Here is a 15,359-nt window from a genome sequence, read left to right on the forward strand (position 1 = left end):
CTGGCGCAGCCTTAGGTAAACCCGATCCGGCAGCCTGGGGGCTGCCGGCTATGGACTTCTCCCCGCTCGAAGGCGGGCAACGGCATCAAGTCCTGCGCGGAACCGGTGACGGCTCTGCCTACGTATTCAAGACAACAAACCGCTCCGAAGCGCAATTGGCGTGGCTCGCAACACTGGAGCCGCGTTTGAAATCTGTCGGTCTCGCGCGGGCTTTGCCGATCCCGACGCTAGAGGGGGCTTGCAGTTTTGCGGGCTGGACGGTTGAGCGCTATATCCCCGGTCGCGTCCTCACGCCGGCAGACAGGGTGCGCTTGCGGCAGACCTTGCGGCGGATGCAGCGGGTCTGTTTTGGTTTGCCGCAGCGCCCGGGCTTTCTTAAGGCGCGCGACTTCCTTGTGCAGTCAAAGGGGGGCGACATTGATTTGAGCCGCATGCCGGAAGATGTCGTGAAGCGGTGTCGCAAAGCGCTGAGCCTTGTGCCCAGCGTGCCAGTGACCCTGTGTCATGGCGATCTACATCCGGGCAATATCGCAGTGACGCCTTGGGGGCAGTTCGTCTTTTATGACTGGGACGAGGCGCGCATCGACAATCCACTCTTTGATATGGTCGCCGTTGGCGCGCTTGATCATCCGACACCGCGCCGCGCCGCGCTGGCCTATGAGATTGCTGCCTGCTGGCACATCGAACCGGAACGTGCAAAGTCGCTCCTGCTGCATTTGTGAACAAGCGAAAGGCGTGTGCGATGACACCGGATGAAATTGCCAAACTACCTTACCGGCCTTGTGTGGGGGTCATGCTGGTCAATGCAGCGGGCCATGTCTTCGTGGGGCAGCGGATCGACAACAATACCCAGGCCTGGCAGATGCCGCAGGGCGGTGTCGATCCCGGGGAGGCGCCGCGTGAGGCTGTGCTGCGCGAGCTTTGGGAAGAGACCGGCGTGACGTCGGACAAAGTGACAGTCGAGGCGGAGACCGACGACTGGCTTCCCTATGAGTTGCCCTTTGATCTGGTGCCCAAACTTTGGAAAGGGCGCTACCGCGGGCAAGAGCAGAAATGGTTCCTCCTGCGCTTTCACGGGACCGATGCCGACATCAACATTGTGACGGAGCATCAGGAGTTTTCCCACTGGAGATGGATGGCACCGGATGAACTTCTGGCGGCGATCGTGCCCTTCAAGCGCGATGTCTATTCCGCAGTGCTGGAGGCATTTGGGCCCCGGCTGTGAGGGAGGCTGCCATGCGTCTTGCCATTGTGTCACTGGTCTTGGGGCTCGCAGGCCCGGCCCATGCGCTGAGCTGCCTGCCACCCGATTTTGCGCGCAGCTACGCCGACGTCGCGCAGGCGGAGGCGCGCTTTACCATGGTTGTGGGGGTGTTGGATTTTGATCCGGAACAACTCCCGCGCGTCGATTGGCAGCGGCAGCAGGACACGCCACCGGAAACGCATATTCCGGCGCGCCTGACGGGACGGTCATTCCAGGCGGATGGGTTTACGGGGCGTTTTGCCCTGGATGTGACCTTGAGGGTCCTGTGTTTTGGTCCGTGGTGCGGCGGTGCGACGTCTGGGGCGGAAGTGTTGGCGTTTGTCAATCTGGACGACAAGCCTCCATCGGTTGAGGTGACGCCTTGCGGCGGACATGTCTTTGGCGCGGATCCCGCCACTTTGGCGCGTGCCTTGGCCTGCTATCGGGGCGAGGATTGCGCAGCGGAAGACTTCTAGCGCCTTGCGCGCGGCGTCTGAGCGTTCGCTAGTCAACCGGGAACGATCAGCCGTGTCTGAAGCGTGATACGTTGCACGATCTGGCGCAGATGGTCCGGTCGAAACGCGATGCAGCCCTCCGTCGGATATCCGGGGCGCCGCCACCGATGCAGAAAGATGGCCGATCCACGACCACGCTCGGCCCGCGGCCAGTTCCAATCGGTCAGTAGGACAAGGTCATATAGGGGATCGCCTCGGCGCAGCGCCTCATGGCTATGAGGATAGGGCGCGCGGACCATCAGGTTGTAATCCTCGTGCCCCGGATCATCGGACCATAAATCCCCGGGCCGGATTGGCTGAGCCCAATCACACGGGCGCGCCAGCCGGTCGGGCCGGTAGAGCAGGCCGATGATGCGATGCGTGCCCACGGGCGTCGCGCCGTCGCCTTCGCGCTTGTCCGCGCGGATGCCGCCTTTGCCGATGGTGCAGGGCCAGTATCGCCCCGCAAAGCGCAGGCCGCGTGGGGTCAGAACCATGTCATGGGGTGTCATGGCAAATGCCCGGATTTCGCAATCTTGGTGGCAAGATATGCAGCATTCTCGTCTGTCTCCCCCACCCGCAGGGCAACCCGTTCTGTCACCTCCACGCCTTGCGCGCGCATCATGTCGATCTTGGCGGGATTGTTTGTCAGCAGCCGCACGGCGTTGAAACCCATGGATTTCAGAATGTCGGAGCCGATGCGAAAATCGCGTTCGTCATCTTCAAAGCCGAGGCGGTGATTGGCCTCGACCGTGTCAAAGCCCTGATCCTGAAGGGAATAGGCGCGCATCTTGTTGGCAAGACCGATGCCGCGCCCTTCCTGATTGAGGTAGAGCAAAACACCTGCACCCTCACGGCCCATCTGGGCCAGGGCTGCTTGCAATTGGGGACCGCAATCGCATTTGAGCGACCCAAGGACATCCCCCGTGAAACAGGCCGAATGCAGACGCGCCAGGACCGGCGCGGCGCGATCCGGGCGGCCCACCTCAAAGGCGTAGTGCTCCACACCGCCCGCATTGGGACGAAAGACATGCAAACGCCCATGCGCGCTCGTGCGAACCGGCAGGCGGGCTGACACCAATGGCGCGAAGTGCTGCGCATCTGTGAGCAAAGGACCTGCTGTGTTGGCTTGAAGCTCGGTGAGCTCTGGTGTCACCGCGGGGGCGGGCACCACAAGCACCGAGGGCAGCAATTCGGCGGACTTTGCCAACGCGATGCCCAAACGCGAGAGCGCCGCATCTCCCTCACGCCGCGCAAACAAAGGCCCCTTCATGGGATTGCGCAGATCGCCTTCGGGATCGGCAATGGCATGAACCCAAGCCGCATCACACCCCTCCGGCAGGGGCAAGCGGGCAAGATCGTGGTCATAGGCGCGGGCCTTGAGCGTCTCGGCGCGGCGGGCCGTAATGGCGAGATGGACCGCACCCAGATCGGCAAGCGCGCCAAGACGATCCGGCGTCAACGTCTCGGCCGCGGCAATCAGAACGCGTTCTCCATGGCCCGCCAGCACGACGGGCAGGCCCACACGCAGATCGCTGCGCGCGCGGGCCAGGAGCTCGGAGGGTCGGGGGCGCAAATCCATTTGGAGTGCCATTTCTGATCAATGTTACGTCCGTCTCTACGCGGCTCTACGGGAAATTTGAAACATTTCCTCGCAAAAATCGCGCGTTGGACACGAGGGCGTGAGAGCAATGTTGCAAATCTTGCTGTTGGTGGCCTGCGCACTCACTTTGATCTCAACAGGACACGGAGAGACATTATGGCTCAGCTGAAAAACATTCTACTCGTCGATGACGACGAAGACCTGCGCGAGGCCTTGGCCGAACAATTGATCATGACCGAGGATTTCGAAGTGTTCGAAGGCGCCAATGGCGTTGAAGCCATGGAGCGGGTCAAAGCCTCGCATTTTGATCTCATCGTGCTGGATGTTGGACTGCCGGACACCGACGGGCGCGAGCTGTGCCGCTTGATGCGCAAACAAGGCGTCAAAGCGCCTGTCTTGATGCTCACCGGCCATGATAGCGATGCTGATACGATCCTTGGGCTCGACGCGGGCGCCAATGACTACGTGACCAAGCCCTTCAAATTCCCCGTCCTTCTGGCGCGTATCCGTGCGCAGCTGCGCCAACACGAGCAGAGCGAAGATGCCGTGTTCACGCTTGGGCCATATACTTTCAAACCGGCCATGAAGACGCTGCTCACCGAAGACGAGCGCAAGATCCGTCTGACGGAGAAAGAGACCAATATCCTGAAATACCTCTACCGCGCCACCGAAGGTGTCGTGCCGCGTGATGTGCTCTTGCACGAGGTCTGGGGGTACAACGCTGGCGTGACGACCCATACGCTGGAGACGCATATCTACCGGCTGCGACAAAAGATTGAACCAGAGCCCTCAAATGCGCGTATCTTGGTCACTGAGTCCGGTGGATACCGCCTGAATGCCTAAATTTTGACAAAGGTGCCTGCGACATGTGCTTTTGATTTAGGTCAAGGTTAGACGACTCGGAGCCTGATAGATTTTTGGAATACCGTCGCATATGCGGTCTCTCATATGCACCTCCCTGTTGGACTTGGCCCGGGCTTTGCCCGGGTCTTTTTTTGTCCAATACCGAGATCGGTGGCAGCCTCGGGTTTTTGGGGGCGCTGCCCCCGCGCGCGCTGCGCGCTCCCCCGAGGTATTTTCAGACAAAAGAAGGCGGGTGATCGCTCGCGTCTCAGTCCACGGATTTCAGGGGCAGGACCTTTTGCTCCGGGGCGTCGGGGGCCAATTCTTCAAAGTCGAAATTGTCGAGACGGCGGGCGCGTTTGCCTGCTTTGTCGGCGCTGATCTTGATCTCTTCGATATCTTTGGAGGCTTGAGCGAAGTGCCGGTCCAGATTGCCCACGCGGGTGCCCAGGCGGTCCACGTCTTTGAAGAGGGCTGCGAGTTCCTTACGGATGGCGCCGGCCTGCGCGCGCATGCGGGCATCCTTGAGGATCGCGCGCATGGTATTGAGGGTGGCCATGCAGGTTGTGGGAGAGACGATCCAGACACGGGCGGCGAACCCCTCGCGGACGATTTCCGGGAAATTCGCGTGCAGTTCGGCATAGACGGCCTCGGAAGGCAGGAACATGAGTGCGCCATCGGCGGTCTCGCCCTCAAGGATATAGCGCTCCGCGATATCGCGGATGTGTTTTCGAAGCGACAGGCGCATTTGCTGGGCGGCGCGGGTCATTTGCTCCTGCGTCTCCGCGCGGCGCAGGGCCTCGTAGGCCTCCAGCGGAAATTTCGCATCCACGACAATGGGGCCGGGGGGGTTGGGCAGGTGGATCAGACAATCGGCGCGTTTGCCGTTGGAGAGGGTGGCTTGCAGGGTATAGCTGTCTTTGGGCAGCGCCTTTGAGACAATGTCGGTCAGCTGGATTTCACCAAAGGCGCCACGGGTTTGTTTGTTCGACAGGATGTCCTGCAGGGACAGCACATCTCCTGAGAGCTTCTGGATATTGTCCTGGGCCTTGTCGATGGCGACGAGGCGTTGTTGCAGGTCACCCAGACTTTGCGCGGTCCGGCGGGCTGATCCCGACAGGTTTTCGTTCATCTGTTCCTGCACCTGGGCGAGGCGTTGTTCCATCAATTGGAGCATGGAGGTCTGGGCTTGTGCCTGCGCTTCCGAGACATGGGTCAGGCCGCCGGTCAGCCGTTCCTGCCCTTGTGCGAGGCCCTCGACGCGTTGGCCCAGTGCGCCCAGCTGGTAGGTGAGCGGCTCTGCGAGGCGCGCAGAGCGATTTGCGGCGCGCAGGGCGAGCAGGACCATCAGGGCGATCAGCAAAAGCGCTGAAGCGGCGATCAGGGCCGCGACGTGCAGCGGATCATCAAGATTGAGGGTGAGGGTGCCGATCTGGATCATGTGCGTCCGAAGAGTCTCTCGATGTCGGTCAGTGCGAGCTCCACATAAGTCGGACGGCCGTGGTTGCATTGCCCGGAATGGGGCGTGGCTTCCATCTCGCGCAGCAGCGCGTTCATTTCTTCACCCCGCAAACGGCGGCCCGTTCGCACGGACCCATGGCAGGCGACGCGCGAGAGGATCGCCTCCAGCTTGTCTTGTACCAGCGTCGTGGTGCCTGTGTCGCTGAGTTCATCCAGCACATCGCGCACCAGCGCGCCCGCATCGATCTCACCAAGGAGTGCAGGCGTTTCCCGTATGGCGATGGCGCCGGGGCCGAAAGGCTCAATGCTCAGGCCCATGGATTGCAAGGCATCGGCATGGGCGAGGAGCCGGTCAGCATCGCTTTGGGAGAGCTCGACAATTTCGGGAATGAGCAGTGCTTGAGCGGCGATACCTGTCTCGGCCATCTGCCGTTTGAGCCTCTCATAGACGAGGCGCTCATGGGCGGCATGGGCATCCACGATGACAAGGCCGCGCTCGGTTTGTGCGAGGATATAGTTCTCGTGCAATTGTGCGCGGGCGGCTCCGAGCGGCAGGGCCTCTTCCTCGCGCGTGTTCGTGTCTGTTTCCGCACTGCGGGCGGAATACGCGTGCGACATCTCCGCGAAGCCCTGCGTCTGGGCAGATATCTCGACGGTGCTGGCCGGTTGCGTGTCGTGCTGCGGGGAGATGTGGACCGCGCCCGTCGTGCGGCGGTCCATCTGGTAGAGGCGGGGCTCGCTGTGCTCCGGGCGCATGGCTCCGAGTACGCCTGCGGCCACAGTCGAGGAAGCCCGGTGGCCTGCCTCGGCCAGCGCGTGTTTGAGCGCTGAGACAACAAGGCCACGGGCCAAACCGGGATCACGAAACCGCACTTCGGATTTTGCAGGATGCACATTCACGTCGACGAGATGGGGGTCACATTCGAGAAACAACGCCACGGCAGGATGGCGGTCCCGGCTGAGAAAATCGGAATAGGCGCCGCGCAGCGCTCCAATCAAGAGCTTGTCACGGACAGGCCGCCCGTTGACGAAAAAGTACTGTGCGACAGCAGAGCCACGTGAATAGGTCGGCAAAGCGGCAAAGCCTGTGAGATGAAGGCCCTCGCGCTCCGCATCTATGGGCATGGCGTTTTCGATGAAATCACGGCCCATGATACGACGCAGACGGCCGGAGAGGGCATTGAAGAGATCGCCGCTCTCAGCATCCGCCCGGAATGTCTCGCGGGGCGTATCGGTCACATCGCGCAACACGAAACTGATAAAGGGCTCGGCCATGGCCAGTCGTTTCACGACGTCCGAGATCGCCTGCATTTCCGCGCGGTCGGTGCGCAAGAACTTGAGCCGCGCCGGGGTCGCGAAAAAGAGATCGCGCAGATCAACCGTCGTGCCGGGGCCACGCGCAGCGGGGCGCACAGGCGTCATTTCTCCACCCTCGACGCGGATTTCGTGGGCTTGCGCGCCAGCTGGCCGTGACGTGATTGTCAAACGGCCGACAGCACCCAGCGAGGGCAGCGCTTCGCCGCGAAAGCCGAAGGAATGGATGTTGAGCAGGTCCGTCCCGTCGATCTTGGATGTCGCATGGCGAGACAGCGCCAGCGGCAGCTGATCTGGCGCCATGCCGCAGCCATTGTCCGTGACCCGGATGAGCAGCTTGCCGCCTTGGGCGACGTCGACCTCAATGCGCGAGGCCCCGGCATCAATCGCGTTTTCGACGAGCTCCTTCACTGCGGAGGCAGGCCGCTCCACCACCTCGCCCGCAGCGATGCGGTTCACGGCGGCTTCATCCAATTGACGGATCACCGGGTTGGGCGGCTTCGCGTGGCTTTGGGCCTGTATATTGGGGGCGGCGTGGGTCATGCCGCAAAACCTAGCATTGGATGAGCGATTCTGAAATGGGCCAGCCCGATTTTCGGGCTTGCTTTACGCCGGAAGACCGTTATCCCACGCAAAGATTTCGTTTCCCGGATACCGGGCCGCCGCTCGCGGCCCTGCATCGCCACATCTACGCAGAGGTCTTGATCGCGAAAAGCGGTCCAGAGCTGTGCGCCATGACGAGATTTTGGCGGGTACAAACGCCAACCGAAGTGAAACGGACACCACCATGACCAAGACGACCATCCGCGACATGCAACCGTCGGATATTCCCTACGTACAGGACCTTTTAACGACCATCGCGCTGTTCCCGCCCGAGATGCTACCTGACTTTTTTGCCGCCACATCTGGCCAACCGGGGCAACTCTGGCTGGTTGGAGAAGCAGATGGGCAGATACAGGCCATGTGTTTTGCGCAAGCAGAAGATCTGGCCCAAAACGTCACCAATATGCGCGCTTTGGGCGTGCGCGGGGCGGCGCATCGGCAGGGATGGGCCGCGCGGCTTGTTGCTGCGTTGGAGGCGCGTCTGTCGGAGGAGGGCATGCGCATGATGGTTGTAGAGACGTCAAGCTTGCCGGAATATGCGCCTGCGCGGGCGTTCTATAGTGCGTCGGGATATGCGGAAGTCGCGCGGATTCCGGAGTTCTGGGCGCCGGGGGATGCCAAGGTCGTGTTCACGAAATCGCTGATCGACTGAGTGCACTGCCCAGAAACCGCATGTGTTTGTGCGATCTCAGAGCTTGTCAGGCAGCCCGCGTCCGTTGTTCCACCATCGATGCGGGTTGTCTCTGTTGGGGTCATAGGCCGCGCGGTGGGCCCAATCCTCGCGCAGAAAGATCACAGGTTCCTCATAGTGGTGGACCGCCAGAAGCGCGTCCATCACACGTGAGAGGATGGCCTCGTCGCGCGGAAGGGAAATCTTGAGCTCGACCATCGGATAGGTTTCCGTGGCGCCAGCCTGAAATCCCGGCACATGGGTCGTTGTCGTGGAGCCGGGTTCGGGTTGCGCGGTCTCTTGCCCGGTGGCTGAGATACTCGCGTTGCGCTGATAGCGTCCATAGCTGAGGGGATAGACCTCCATGACCGCATCCAGAAGACGGTCGGTGTCCTCGGGCAGGGTCTGTATCTCCAGCGTCCAAACGGGATCGAAGCGACCGGACGTGGCGTGGTAGGTGTGAAGGTCCATCATATCGCGCTCCTTTGAGAGCTCTATTGTGATTGGACCCAACGCGCGCGCCAAGCGGATTTCAAAAGAAAAGCCCCGGGCGACGGATCGCCCGGGGAGTGTCTCGACCAGCTAAAGGGAGGATTTAGCCTTTTGAGAAGTCAGGGTAGGCTTCCATGCCAAGCTCGGAGGTATCTAGGCCGTTGACCTCATCTTCCTCGCTGACCCGGATGCCGAAGGTTGCTTTCAGAGCAAACCAGACGATGCAGGATGCGACGAAGGTGAAGATGCCGTAGGCGAGAATACCTGTGATCTGTGTGCCGAGCGATGCATCGGAGTTGTAGAAGACCACGGCGACCGTGCCCCAGATCCCTGCAAAGAGGTGGACCGGGATAGCGCCGACAACGTCATCGATCTTGAACTTGTCGAGCATCGGAACTGTCAGAACAACGATCACACCACCCACGGCACCAATCCAGAGCGCACCGAAGAGGGTTGGGGCGAGAGGCTCAGCCGTAATGGAGACCAGACCGGCCAGCGCGCCGTTGAGCACCATAGTCAGGTCAGGCTTTTTGTAGAGCAGTTGTGTCAGGATCAGCGCGGTGACAGCGCCAGCGGCTGCGGCCATGTTTGTGTTGGCGAAGATGCGGCTTACGTCGGAGACATCGCCCACGGTGCCCATGGCCAGCTGCGAGCCGCCGTTGAAGCCAAACCAGCCGAGCCACAGGATGAACGTGCCCAAAGTGGCCAGGGCGAGGTTGGAGCCAGGCATCGGCGTGACGCGGCCGTCTTTGCCGTATTTGCCGATACGCGGGCCCAGGATCAGCGCGCCTGCCAGAGCGGCCCAGCCACCCACGGAGTGCACAACTGTTGAGCCGGCGAAGTCGGAGAAGCCCATTTCGGACAGCCAGCCGCCGCCCCACTGCCAGGAGCCGGAGATCGGATACATGATGCCTGTCAGCACGACGACGAAGCCCAGGAATGGCCACAGCTTGATCCGCTCGGCCAGCGCGCCGGAGACGATGGAGGCTGTTGCCGCCACAAAGACCAGCTGGAAGAAGAAGTCCGACCCGACAGAGGCGTAATCAAGCGCCGCGTCCGCCGCGGTCACGCCCACGGGATCCAGAACGGTTTGACCGCCAATGGCGAAATAGCCGTTGAAGTCGCCGGGATACATCGTGTTGAAGCCGACGAGCCAGTACATGATCGCAGCAATGGAATAGAGGCCGATGTTCTTGGTCATTTGCATCGTGACGTTCTTGGAGCGCACGAGGCCGCCCTCAAGCATCGCAAAGCCTGCAGCCATGAAGAAGACGAGGAAGCCTGCCATGCAGAACAGCAGCGTCGTCATGATGTAGGGGCCGATTTCGTCGAAGCCCGGTACGTCTTGCGCGAGGGCCAGGCTGGGCAGCGCGGTCAGCGCACCAGCAGCAAGGAGTGTTTTGAGTTTCATCGATGTCATCCTTTGAGAGGCAATCGTTGTCTTTACAGGGCGTCTTCGTTGGTCTCGCCGGTGCGCACGCGCACGGCCTGAGCCACATCCAGCACAAAGATCTTGCCGTCGCCGATCTTGCCGGTCTGGGCTGTCTTCGTGATGGTTTCGATCACTTGATCGGCCATGCTCGCAGAGACGACGATTTCCAGCTTTACCTTGGGCACGAAATTCACAGCGTATTCAGCGCCACGGTAGATTTCGGTATGACCCGATTGCGATCCAAAGCCTTTGATTTCCGTTACCATCATGCCGCGCACGCCGATTTCGGTCAGCGCTTCGCGGACCTCTTCAAGCTTGAACGGTTTGATTGTCGCTATGATCAGTTTCACGAACGATCCCCTTTCCGTCTGCGAGGTCAGCCCTCGCGTTTGCATGTGCAGAGGAATGACCCAAGCGGCGGACGGAAACAGGGGAACGCGCCTGAATTGCGGGTGCAGATCCAACAGGATTGCACAATTTTTGCACATATTAATATGATTGCTCAAAAATTAGACGGAAGAAAAAGGCTATGCTTGGGAGACAACGGGTCAACATTGGCGGAGTGGCGCGGTATTCTAGGCAAAAGAACAGTCCGAGCAGGTTGTCGATATGAGTGATTCCAAGCGGCGCGGCACCCGGCTGGTGGCCGACAAGCGGTATGGTGCGCCGAAACCCAAACCCAAGCCGAAGGCGGGCGCGAAAACACGGCGCAAGCCTGCGCGCCGCACGCCTGTCAAAACACGGCGGGGCGGTGTGATCGGGCTTGTCTCGGCGCTTGTCCGTTGGGTCTTGCGATTGGTGATGAAGGTCACCATCACGGTGAGCGCTGTGATCGCCATGTTGCTGGCGGGGGGCGTCTTTTACTACTGGGCCACATTGCCGGATGTCGGTGATCTGCTGGATGGGCGCGCACGGGGCTCTGTCACAATGATGGACCGCGACGGCGCCGTCTTCGCCTGGCGCGGCGATCAATTCGGTGGGGCCATCCACGCCAACACCGTATCACCGCATCTCAAAAACGCTGTGATTGCCACCGAGGACAAGCGTTTCTACCGGCATTTTGGCGTGAGCCCACGCGGGGTGGCCAGCGCGATCCGCATCAATTTGCGCGAAGGGCGTGGGCCGTTGTCTGGCCATGGCGGCTCAACCATCACCCAGCAGACGGCCAAGTTGCTCTGCATGGGGCAGCCCTTCGATCCCAACCTGTGGGAAAGCGAGGCGGCCTATGAACGCGAGTGTCGTGACGGGTCGCTATGGCGTAAAATTCGCGAGGCAACCTATGCGATTGCCATGGAGACGAAATACACAAAAGACGAAGTCCTCACGGTCTATCTCAATCGTGCTTTCCTCGGCGCGGGCGCGCGCGGATTTGAAGCGGCCTCGCAGCGCTATTTCGGGAAATCCGCGGCAGAGGTGAACCCGGCGGAAGCGGCCATGTTGGCGGGGCTGCTGGTGGCCCCGTCGCGCTATGCGCCGACCAACGACATCGATCGCTCACGCCGCCGCGCGGAGACGGTTTTGCGACTGATGGAAGAGCAGGGCTATCTCTCCAATGTGGAACGGCAATTGGCGGTGGCCAATCCGGCGGAATTGTCCCAAGCAGCTGAGCGCCGTGCGGGGGGCTATTTCGCGGATTGGGTAATGTCGGAAGGCCCCGAGTTTTTCACGGGCAATACAACCGAAGATGTGATCATCAAGACAACGCTGGATCAGCGATTGCAAAAAGCTGCGGAAGACGCGCTGACCTATGTGTTTGAGAACAAGGTGCGCGCAGGCTCCAAAGCGCAGGCCGCCGTGATCGTGATGAGCTCGGATGGGGCTGTGCGTGCCATGGTCGGGGGGCGGCAGACAAAAGTGTCGGGCGCGTTCAACCGTGCAACGCAGGCCTTGCGCCAGACGGGCTCCGCCTTCAAGCCCTTTGTCTATGCCACCGCGCTTGAGTTGGGCTATTCGGCAAATGACACGGTCGTCGATGAGCCCATGTGCATGGATATCCCCGGCTCGGGGCAGTGGTGTCCGAAGAACTACACGAATGATTACAAAGGCGCCGTGACGCTGACGGACGCGCTCAAGGACTCGCTCAACATTCCAGCGGTCAAGATTTCCGAAAGTGTGGGCCGTGATCTGGTGCAGCGCGTGGCTCGTGACTTCGGCATCGAAAACAGCCTGGCTGATACGCCCGCCATGGCGCTTGGGGCGTCGGAATCCACCCTGATCGAAATGGTCGGCGCATATGCCGGTATTCTGAATGGTGGCTCGTCAGTGACCCCTTACGGCCTGATTGAACTGCGTCTGCAGGGAGAGGAAACTCCGGTGATGGATACGGTCGGGGGCATGGGCGAGCGCGTCATCAATGAGGGCGCTGCGCGGGAACTGACCTACATGATGTCGCGCGTCGTTAGCGATGGCACGGGCGCGCGGGCGCGGCTAGACGGGCGCGAAGCCGCCGGAAAGACAGGTACGACACAAGCCGCACGAGACGCGTGGTTCATCGGTTTTACGGCAGATTACGTGGCGGGTGTCTGGATGGGCTACGACGACAACACGCCCCTGACCGGTGTTACGGGCGGTGGCTTGCCTGCCGAGATCTGGCGCGAAACCATGGTGCGCGTGCATGAAGGGTTGCCGGCGCGCGCTTTGCCGATGCAACGCCCGGCACCGAAACCCGCGCCGGCCCCGGAACCTCAGCCTGAACAACGCAGGCCTGTGACGCCTGAGGCGGTCGTGGAGTCGGTCCTGGAACAGGTCTTGCGCGATCTCTTCGGACGCGGGAATTAATCCCCGCGTCTTGACTGTGGGCTGTTGTGGTCCTCAGCGCTTGCCGTAGTAAAGGCCTACGACGTGCTCCGCCTCTGCGAAAAACAGCCAGCGCGATGCCATGATGCCCGCGATGTGGCTGGCCACGGCCAGAAGCCCGACCCAGTGGGAAAACGGCAGCAGCAACAGCACGATGGGCACAGCAAATCCAAGCGCGAAGGCAATGATCCGCAGTTTCTGCGCATGTGCCCGGCCGACCACATGAACCATCTCTTTGAGTAGGTAGTTGGTGCCGGTATGGGGCGGCTCAAATGCGCGCACAGCGCCCATATTGCCAAGCCCGGTGGCAGAGGCCAGTGTGCTGCCCGCTTCAGCAAAACGCCCGTCTCCCTTGACCCACCAGATGACCTGAACGACGGCGGCCAAGGCCAACAGGGCCACGGCAATTGTCACCTGTCCGGCCAGCAAAGCGCCGCCGCCCAGTGAGAAGGTGAGGAACAGAGCCGGTGTGACAGACTGGTTCCAACGCGGTACGGACTTGAGCTGACCGTAGATCATGGAGGTTGTGTAGACTGTGACCAATGACAGGGCTGCGCCGAGATAGCCCAGCGGTTGCCAGGAGGCGTCAAAGAAGACCCGCCCCAAGCCATAAAGCCCCATGACCACAAGCGTGGCCACAGCCGCGATCCCTTCCCGCGAGAGCCACGACGAGCGCCATTGCGACAAGGCTTTGATGGCGCGTTCCGGATGTCCGAGGTGCAGCGTCGAGGAAATCAACCCACCCACGGACAGGGCATAGGCGATAGCCCAGAAAACAAAGGCCACACCGCCCGTGGAGCCGGGCATGCCGAGGCCAAGCCAGAAAAGCAGGCCAAAGCCCAGGCCGGAAAGTGTGGTGAACGCGATGATTGAGGGCGCTGGATGCATCAGAGTTTCTCCAGTGTTTTGTCGAGCCAGCCAAGGAAGCCGGGCAGGTCGCGGCCCGGTGCCGTCTCCATCGGTGCTAGGAACGGGGCCAGCACATCGATTTCGTCGAGCTCGTCCTTGGGCCGGGGCGGCAGGTATTTGTTCACGGGCTTGGTGCCTTGTTCCGGCATGAGATCCATGCCGCCGCGCTCTGCCGTCAATTTGCTCACATTGCTCTCGGGATCGTTGAAATCCCCAAAGTGGCGTGCATTTGCAGGGCAGGTGCGCACACAAGCCGGCTCGCGGTCTTCCTCAGGCAGGTTTTCATTGTAGATGCGATCCACACAGAGCGTGCACTTCTTCATGACCTTTTCGACCGGATCCATCTCGCGCGCGCCGTAGGGGCATGCCCAGGCACACAGGCCGCAGCCAATGCAATCGGTCTCATTGACCAGCACGATCCCATCTTCGACACGCTTGTAGCTGGCGCCCGTTGGGCAAACGGTCACGCAAGGGGCATCGTCGCAATGCAGACAGGATTTGGGGAAGTGCACAAGCTTGGCGGTTCCGTTTTCCGGGACGGTTTCATAGCTGTGCACGCGATTGAGAAAGGAGCCGACGGGGTCCGCGCCATAGGCGTTGGTATCGGCCAGAGGCGCGCCGTAATTCTCGGTGTTCCAGCCTTTGCAGGACACTACGCAGGCATGACAGCCGACGCAGGTATCTAGGTCAATCACGAGGCCAAGTTTTCGCTCGGTGGTCTGGGGCAGTGTCGTCATGTGTGGCGTCCTGTCTCTGATTGGGGCGCGCGCGTTTGGGTTTGTGCGCGACGTGTGATAGCCTCTTCGTCATTCAGATACCCATTTGAGGACAAACGACGATGATCTTGAAACGTGCTTTGGCCGCCTGCGTGGCGGTTTTGTTGGCCGGTTCGGCCCATGCCCTGACCCTGTCTCAGGACTTCAACAATGGCAGCCTCAACGGCTTTGGTGTGATCAATCTTGGCGCGGGCAGTATTGCCAATGGCGGGCCGGATGGCGCGGATGACCCTTATATGTCCATCGAAGACACGGGCAGCGGTTTCATGGACGTGACGTTCAATTCCGACTGGCTGGGCGATCTCTCGGCCTTTGATGGCGCCACGTTCTCGGCTGATTTCATCCAGACCGATCAGGCCACGGGCGGCTATCTTGACGGTTTTGGCGAGATCCGCATTACCGGCGGCGGGCGCACCATTGGCGCGGATGTCATTTTGGTGGATCCGACCGATGTCTGGCAATCGGCCTCGGCGGTTCTCACGGCGGAGTTGTTTGGCGTTACGCAGTCGCAATGGGAGGAAACGCTGGCCGATGTCACGGTCTTTGCCATTCGTGCGGAAAGCTGGAGCAATCCGTCCGAGACTGTGGGGTATGACAATTTCAAACTTGTGAGCACTACAGCGCCCGTGCCACTGCCCGCAGGCGGCGTTTTGCTCCTGACGGGGCTTGGCGCACTTGTGTTGCGGCGCAAGATGCGTGGCTGACGGCGCGCAATTGGACAGG

The 15,359-nt window shown here is 61.1% G+C and carries 16 protein-coding genes; 7 read left to right on the plus strand and 9 right to left on the minus strand.

Annotated elements, in window-relative coordinates; genetic code table 11:
- Positions 1 to 50 precede the first annotated feature (50 nt).
- From ACP15S_RS16530 to ACP15S_RS16540, 3 genes are read left to right on the plus strand one after another with little or no spacing between them, the layout of a single operon-like run.
- On the plus strand, positions 51 to 722 hold the full coding sequence (locus ACP15S_RS16530) for a phosphotransferase (protein ID WP_425040729.1): 672 nt from the start codon (positions 51 to 53) through the stop codon (positions 720 to 722).
- Positions 723 to 742: 20 nt separating this feature from the next.
- Entirely contained in the window at positions 743 to 1,225 is a 483-nt protein-coding gene (locus ACP15S_RS16535) for an RNA pyrophosphohydrolase (RefSeq protein ID WP_425040730.1), read from the plus strand.
- An 11-nt stretch (positions 1,226 to 1,236) separates the two neighbouring features.
- Positions 1,237 to 1,719 (plus strand): hypothetical protein, encoded by a 483-nt coding sequence (locus ACP15S_RS16540; protein WP_425040731.1) that lies wholly within the window; start codon positions 1,237 to 1,239, stop codon positions 1,717 to 1,719.
- A gap of 32 nt (positions 1,720 to 1,751) precedes the next feature.
- Here the strand turns inward: ACP15S_RS16540 and ACP15S_RS16545 are convergent, their stop codons facing one another.
- Together ACP15S_RS16545 and ribA are read right to left on the minus strand one after the other, a co-directional pair.
- Positions 1,752 to 2,249: a L,D-transpeptidase family protein gene (locus ACP15S_RS16545; RefSeq protein ID WP_425040732.1), complete on the minus strand. Its 498-nt coding sequence runs from the start codon at positions 2,247 to 2,249 to the stop codon at positions 1,752 to 1,754.
- Positions 2,246 to 3,319, minus strand: coding sequence for a GTP cyclohydrolase II (gene ribA / locus ACP15S_RS16550; RefSeq protein ID WP_425040733.1), 1,074 nt, complete (start codon positions 3,317 to 3,319; stop codon positions 2,246 to 2,248). The genes ACP15S_RS16545 and ribA overlap by 4 nt, the downstream gene beginning before the upstream one ends.
- A 177-nt stretch (positions 3,320 to 3,496) precedes the next feature.
- On the opposite strand from ribA, the gene ACP15S_RS16555 reads away from it, so the two are divergent.
- Positions 3,497 to 4,183: a response regulator transcription factor gene (locus ACP15S_RS16555; RefSeq protein WP_425040734.1), complete on the plus strand. Its 687-nt coding sequence runs from the start codon at positions 3,497 to 3,499 to the stop codon at positions 4,181 to 4,183.
- Between the two features lie 268 nt (positions 4,184 to 4,451).
- Here ACP15S_RS16555 and ACP15S_RS16560 read toward each other — a convergent pair whose 3' ends face one another.
- Both ACP15S_RS16560 and mutL read right to left on the minus strand, forming a co-directional pair.
- Positions 4,452 to 5,624: a DNA recombination protein RmuC gene (locus ACP15S_RS16560; protein WP_425040735.1), complete on the minus strand. Its 1,173-nt coding sequence runs from the start codon at positions 5,622 to 5,624 to the stop codon at positions 4,452 to 4,454.
- Positions 5,621 to 7,501 (minus strand): DNA mismatch repair endonuclease MutL, encoded by a 1,881-nt coding sequence (gene mutL, locus ACP15S_RS16565; RefSeq protein WP_425040736.1) that lies wholly within the window; start codon positions 7,499 to 7,501, stop codon positions 5,621 to 5,623. The genes ACP15S_RS16560 and mutL overlap by 4 nt, the downstream gene beginning before the upstream one ends.
- Before the next feature lie 244 nt (positions 7,502 to 7,745).
- Here mutL and ACP15S_RS16570 point away from each other — a divergent pair, with 244 nt between their 5' ends.
- The gene (locus ACP15S_RS16570) at positions 7,746 to 8,213 is read left to right on the plus strand and encodes an N-acetyltransferase family protein (RefSeq protein WP_425040737.1); all 468 of its coding nucleotides are present in this window, start codon (positions 7,746 to 7,748) and stop codon (positions 8,211 to 8,213) included.
- 36 nt (positions 8,214 to 8,249) lie between these two features.
- Here the strand turns inward: ACP15S_RS16570 and ACP15S_RS16575 are convergent, their stop codons facing one another.
- From ACP15S_RS16575 to ACP15S_RS16585, 3 genes are all read right to left on the minus strand, one after another.
- Positions 8,250 to 8,705, minus strand: coding sequence for a hypothetical protein (locus ACP15S_RS16575; RefSeq protein ID WP_425040738.1), 456 nt, complete (start codon positions 8,703 to 8,705; stop codon positions 8,250 to 8,252).
- 121 nt (positions 8,706 to 8,826) lie between these two features.
- Positions 8,827 to 10,134 (minus strand): ammonium transporter, encoded by a 1,308-nt coding sequence (locus ACP15S_RS16580; protein WP_425040739.1) that lies wholly within the window; start codon positions 10,132 to 10,134, stop codon positions 8,827 to 8,829.
- A gap of 32 nt (positions 10,135 to 10,166) precedes the next feature.
- Positions 10,167 to 10,505 carry a P-II family nitrogen regulator gene (locus ACP15S_RS16585; protein ID WP_425040740.1) on the minus strand — a complete coding sequence of 113 codons (339 nt, stop codon included), beginning with the start codon at positions 10,503 to 10,505 and terminating at the stop codon, positions 10,167 to 10,169.
- 259 nt (positions 10,506 to 10,764) lie between these two features.
- On the opposite strand from ACP15S_RS16585, the gene ACP15S_RS16590 reads away from it, so the two are divergent.
- Positions 10,765 to 12,933 carry a transglycosylase domain-containing protein gene (locus ACP15S_RS16590; protein WP_425040741.1) on the plus strand — a complete coding sequence of 723 codons (2,169 nt, stop codon included), beginning with the start codon at positions 10,765 to 10,767 and terminating at the stop codon, positions 12,931 to 12,933.
- Positions 12,934 to 12,966: 33 nt separating this feature from the next.
- On the opposite strand, the gene ACP15S_RS16595 is transcribed toward ACP15S_RS16590, so the two are convergent.
- Together ACP15S_RS16595 and ACP15S_RS16600 are read right to left on the minus strand one after the other, a co-directional pair.
- The gene (locus ACP15S_RS16595) at positions 12,967 to 13,839 is read right to left on the minus strand and encodes a dimethyl sulfoxide reductase anchor subunit family protein (RefSeq protein WP_425040742.1); all 873 of its coding nucleotides are present in this window, start codon (positions 13,837 to 13,839) and stop codon (positions 12,967 to 12,969) included.
- On the minus strand, positions 13,839 to 14,597 hold the full coding sequence (locus ACP15S_RS16600; RefSeq protein ID WP_425040743.1) for a 4Fe-4S dicluster domain-containing protein: 759 nt from the start codon (positions 14,595 to 14,597) through the stop codon (positions 13,839 to 13,841). The genes ACP15S_RS16595 and ACP15S_RS16600 overlap by 1 nt, the downstream gene beginning before the upstream one ends.
- 101 nt (positions 14,598 to 14,698) lie before the next feature.
- On the opposite strand from ACP15S_RS16600, the gene ACP15S_RS16605 reads away from it, so the two are divergent.
- Positions 14,699 to 15,340 (plus strand): VPLPA-CTERM sorting domain-containing protein, encoded by a 642-nt coding sequence (locus ACP15S_RS16605; protein WP_425040744.1) that lies wholly within the window; start codon positions 14,699 to 14,701, stop codon positions 15,338 to 15,340.
- The last annotated feature ends 19 nt before the right edge of the window (positions 15,341 to 15,359 follow it).

Source organism: Primorskyibacter sp. S187A (assembly GCF_049800955.1).
GTDB lineage: Bacteria > Pseudomonadota > Alphaproteobacteria > Rhodobacterales > Rhodobacteraceae > JAKVBH01.

Bases quoted from the DNA above. Each gene is read 5' to 3' on its own strand.
- ACP15S_RS16530 (WP_425040729.1), top strand. From the start codon at position 51: ATGGACTTCTCCCCGCTCGAAGGCGGGCAACGGCATCAAGTCCTGCGC.
- ACP15S_RS16535 (WP_425040730.1), top strand. From the start codon at position 743: ATGACACCGGATGAAATTGCCAAACTACCTTACCGGCCTTGTGTGGGG.
- ACP15S_RS16540 (WP_425040731.1), top strand. From the start codon at position 1,237: ATGCGTCTTGCCATTGTGTCACTGGTCTTGGGGCTCGCAGGCCCGGCC.
- ACP15S_RS16545 (WP_425040732.1), bottom strand. From the start codon at position 2,249: ATGACACCCCATGACATGGTTCTGACCCCACGCGGCCTGCGCTTTGCG.
- ribA (WP_425040733.1), bottom strand. From the start codon at position 3,319: ATGGATTTGCGCCCCCGACCCTCCGAGCTCCTGGCCCGCGCGCGCAGC.
- ACP15S_RS16555 (WP_425040734.1), top strand. From the start codon at position 3,497: ATGGCTCAGCTGAAAAACATTCTACTCGTCGATGACGACGAAGACCTG.
- ACP15S_RS16560 (WP_425040735.1), bottom strand. From the start codon at position 5,624: ATGATCCAGATCGGCACCCTCACCCTCAATCTTGATGATCCGCTGCAC.
- mutL (WP_425040736.1), bottom strand. From the start codon at position 7,501: ATGACCCACGCCGCCCCCAATATACAGGCCCAAAGCCACGCGAAGCCG.
- ACP15S_RS16570 (WP_425040737.1), top strand. From the start codon at position 7,746: ATGACCAAGACGACCATCCGCGACATGCAACCGTCGGATATTCCCTAC.
- ACP15S_RS16575 (WP_425040738.1), bottom strand. From the start codon at position 8,705: ATGATGGACCTTCACACCTACCACGCCACGTCCGGTCGCTTCGATCCC.
- ACP15S_RS16580 (WP_425040739.1), bottom strand. From the start codon at position 10,134: ATGAAACTCAAAACACTCCTTGCTGCTGGTGCGCTGACCGCGCTGCCC.
- ACP15S_RS16590 (WP_425040741.1), top strand. From the start codon at position 10,765: ATGAGTGATTCCAAGCGGCGCGGCACCCGGCTGGTGGCCGACAAGCGG.
- ACP15S_RS16595 (WP_425040742.1), bottom strand. From the start codon at position 13,839: ATGCATCCAGCGCCCTCAATCATCGCGTTCACCACACTTTCCGGCCTG.
- ACP15S_RS16600 (WP_425040743.1), bottom strand. From the start codon at position 14,597: ATGACGACACTGCCCCAGACCACCGAGCGAAAACTTGGCCTCGTGATT.
- ACP15S_RS16605 (WP_425040744.1), top strand. From the start codon at position 14,699: ATGATCTTGAAACGTGCTTTGGCCGCCTGCGTGGCGGTTTTGTTGGCC.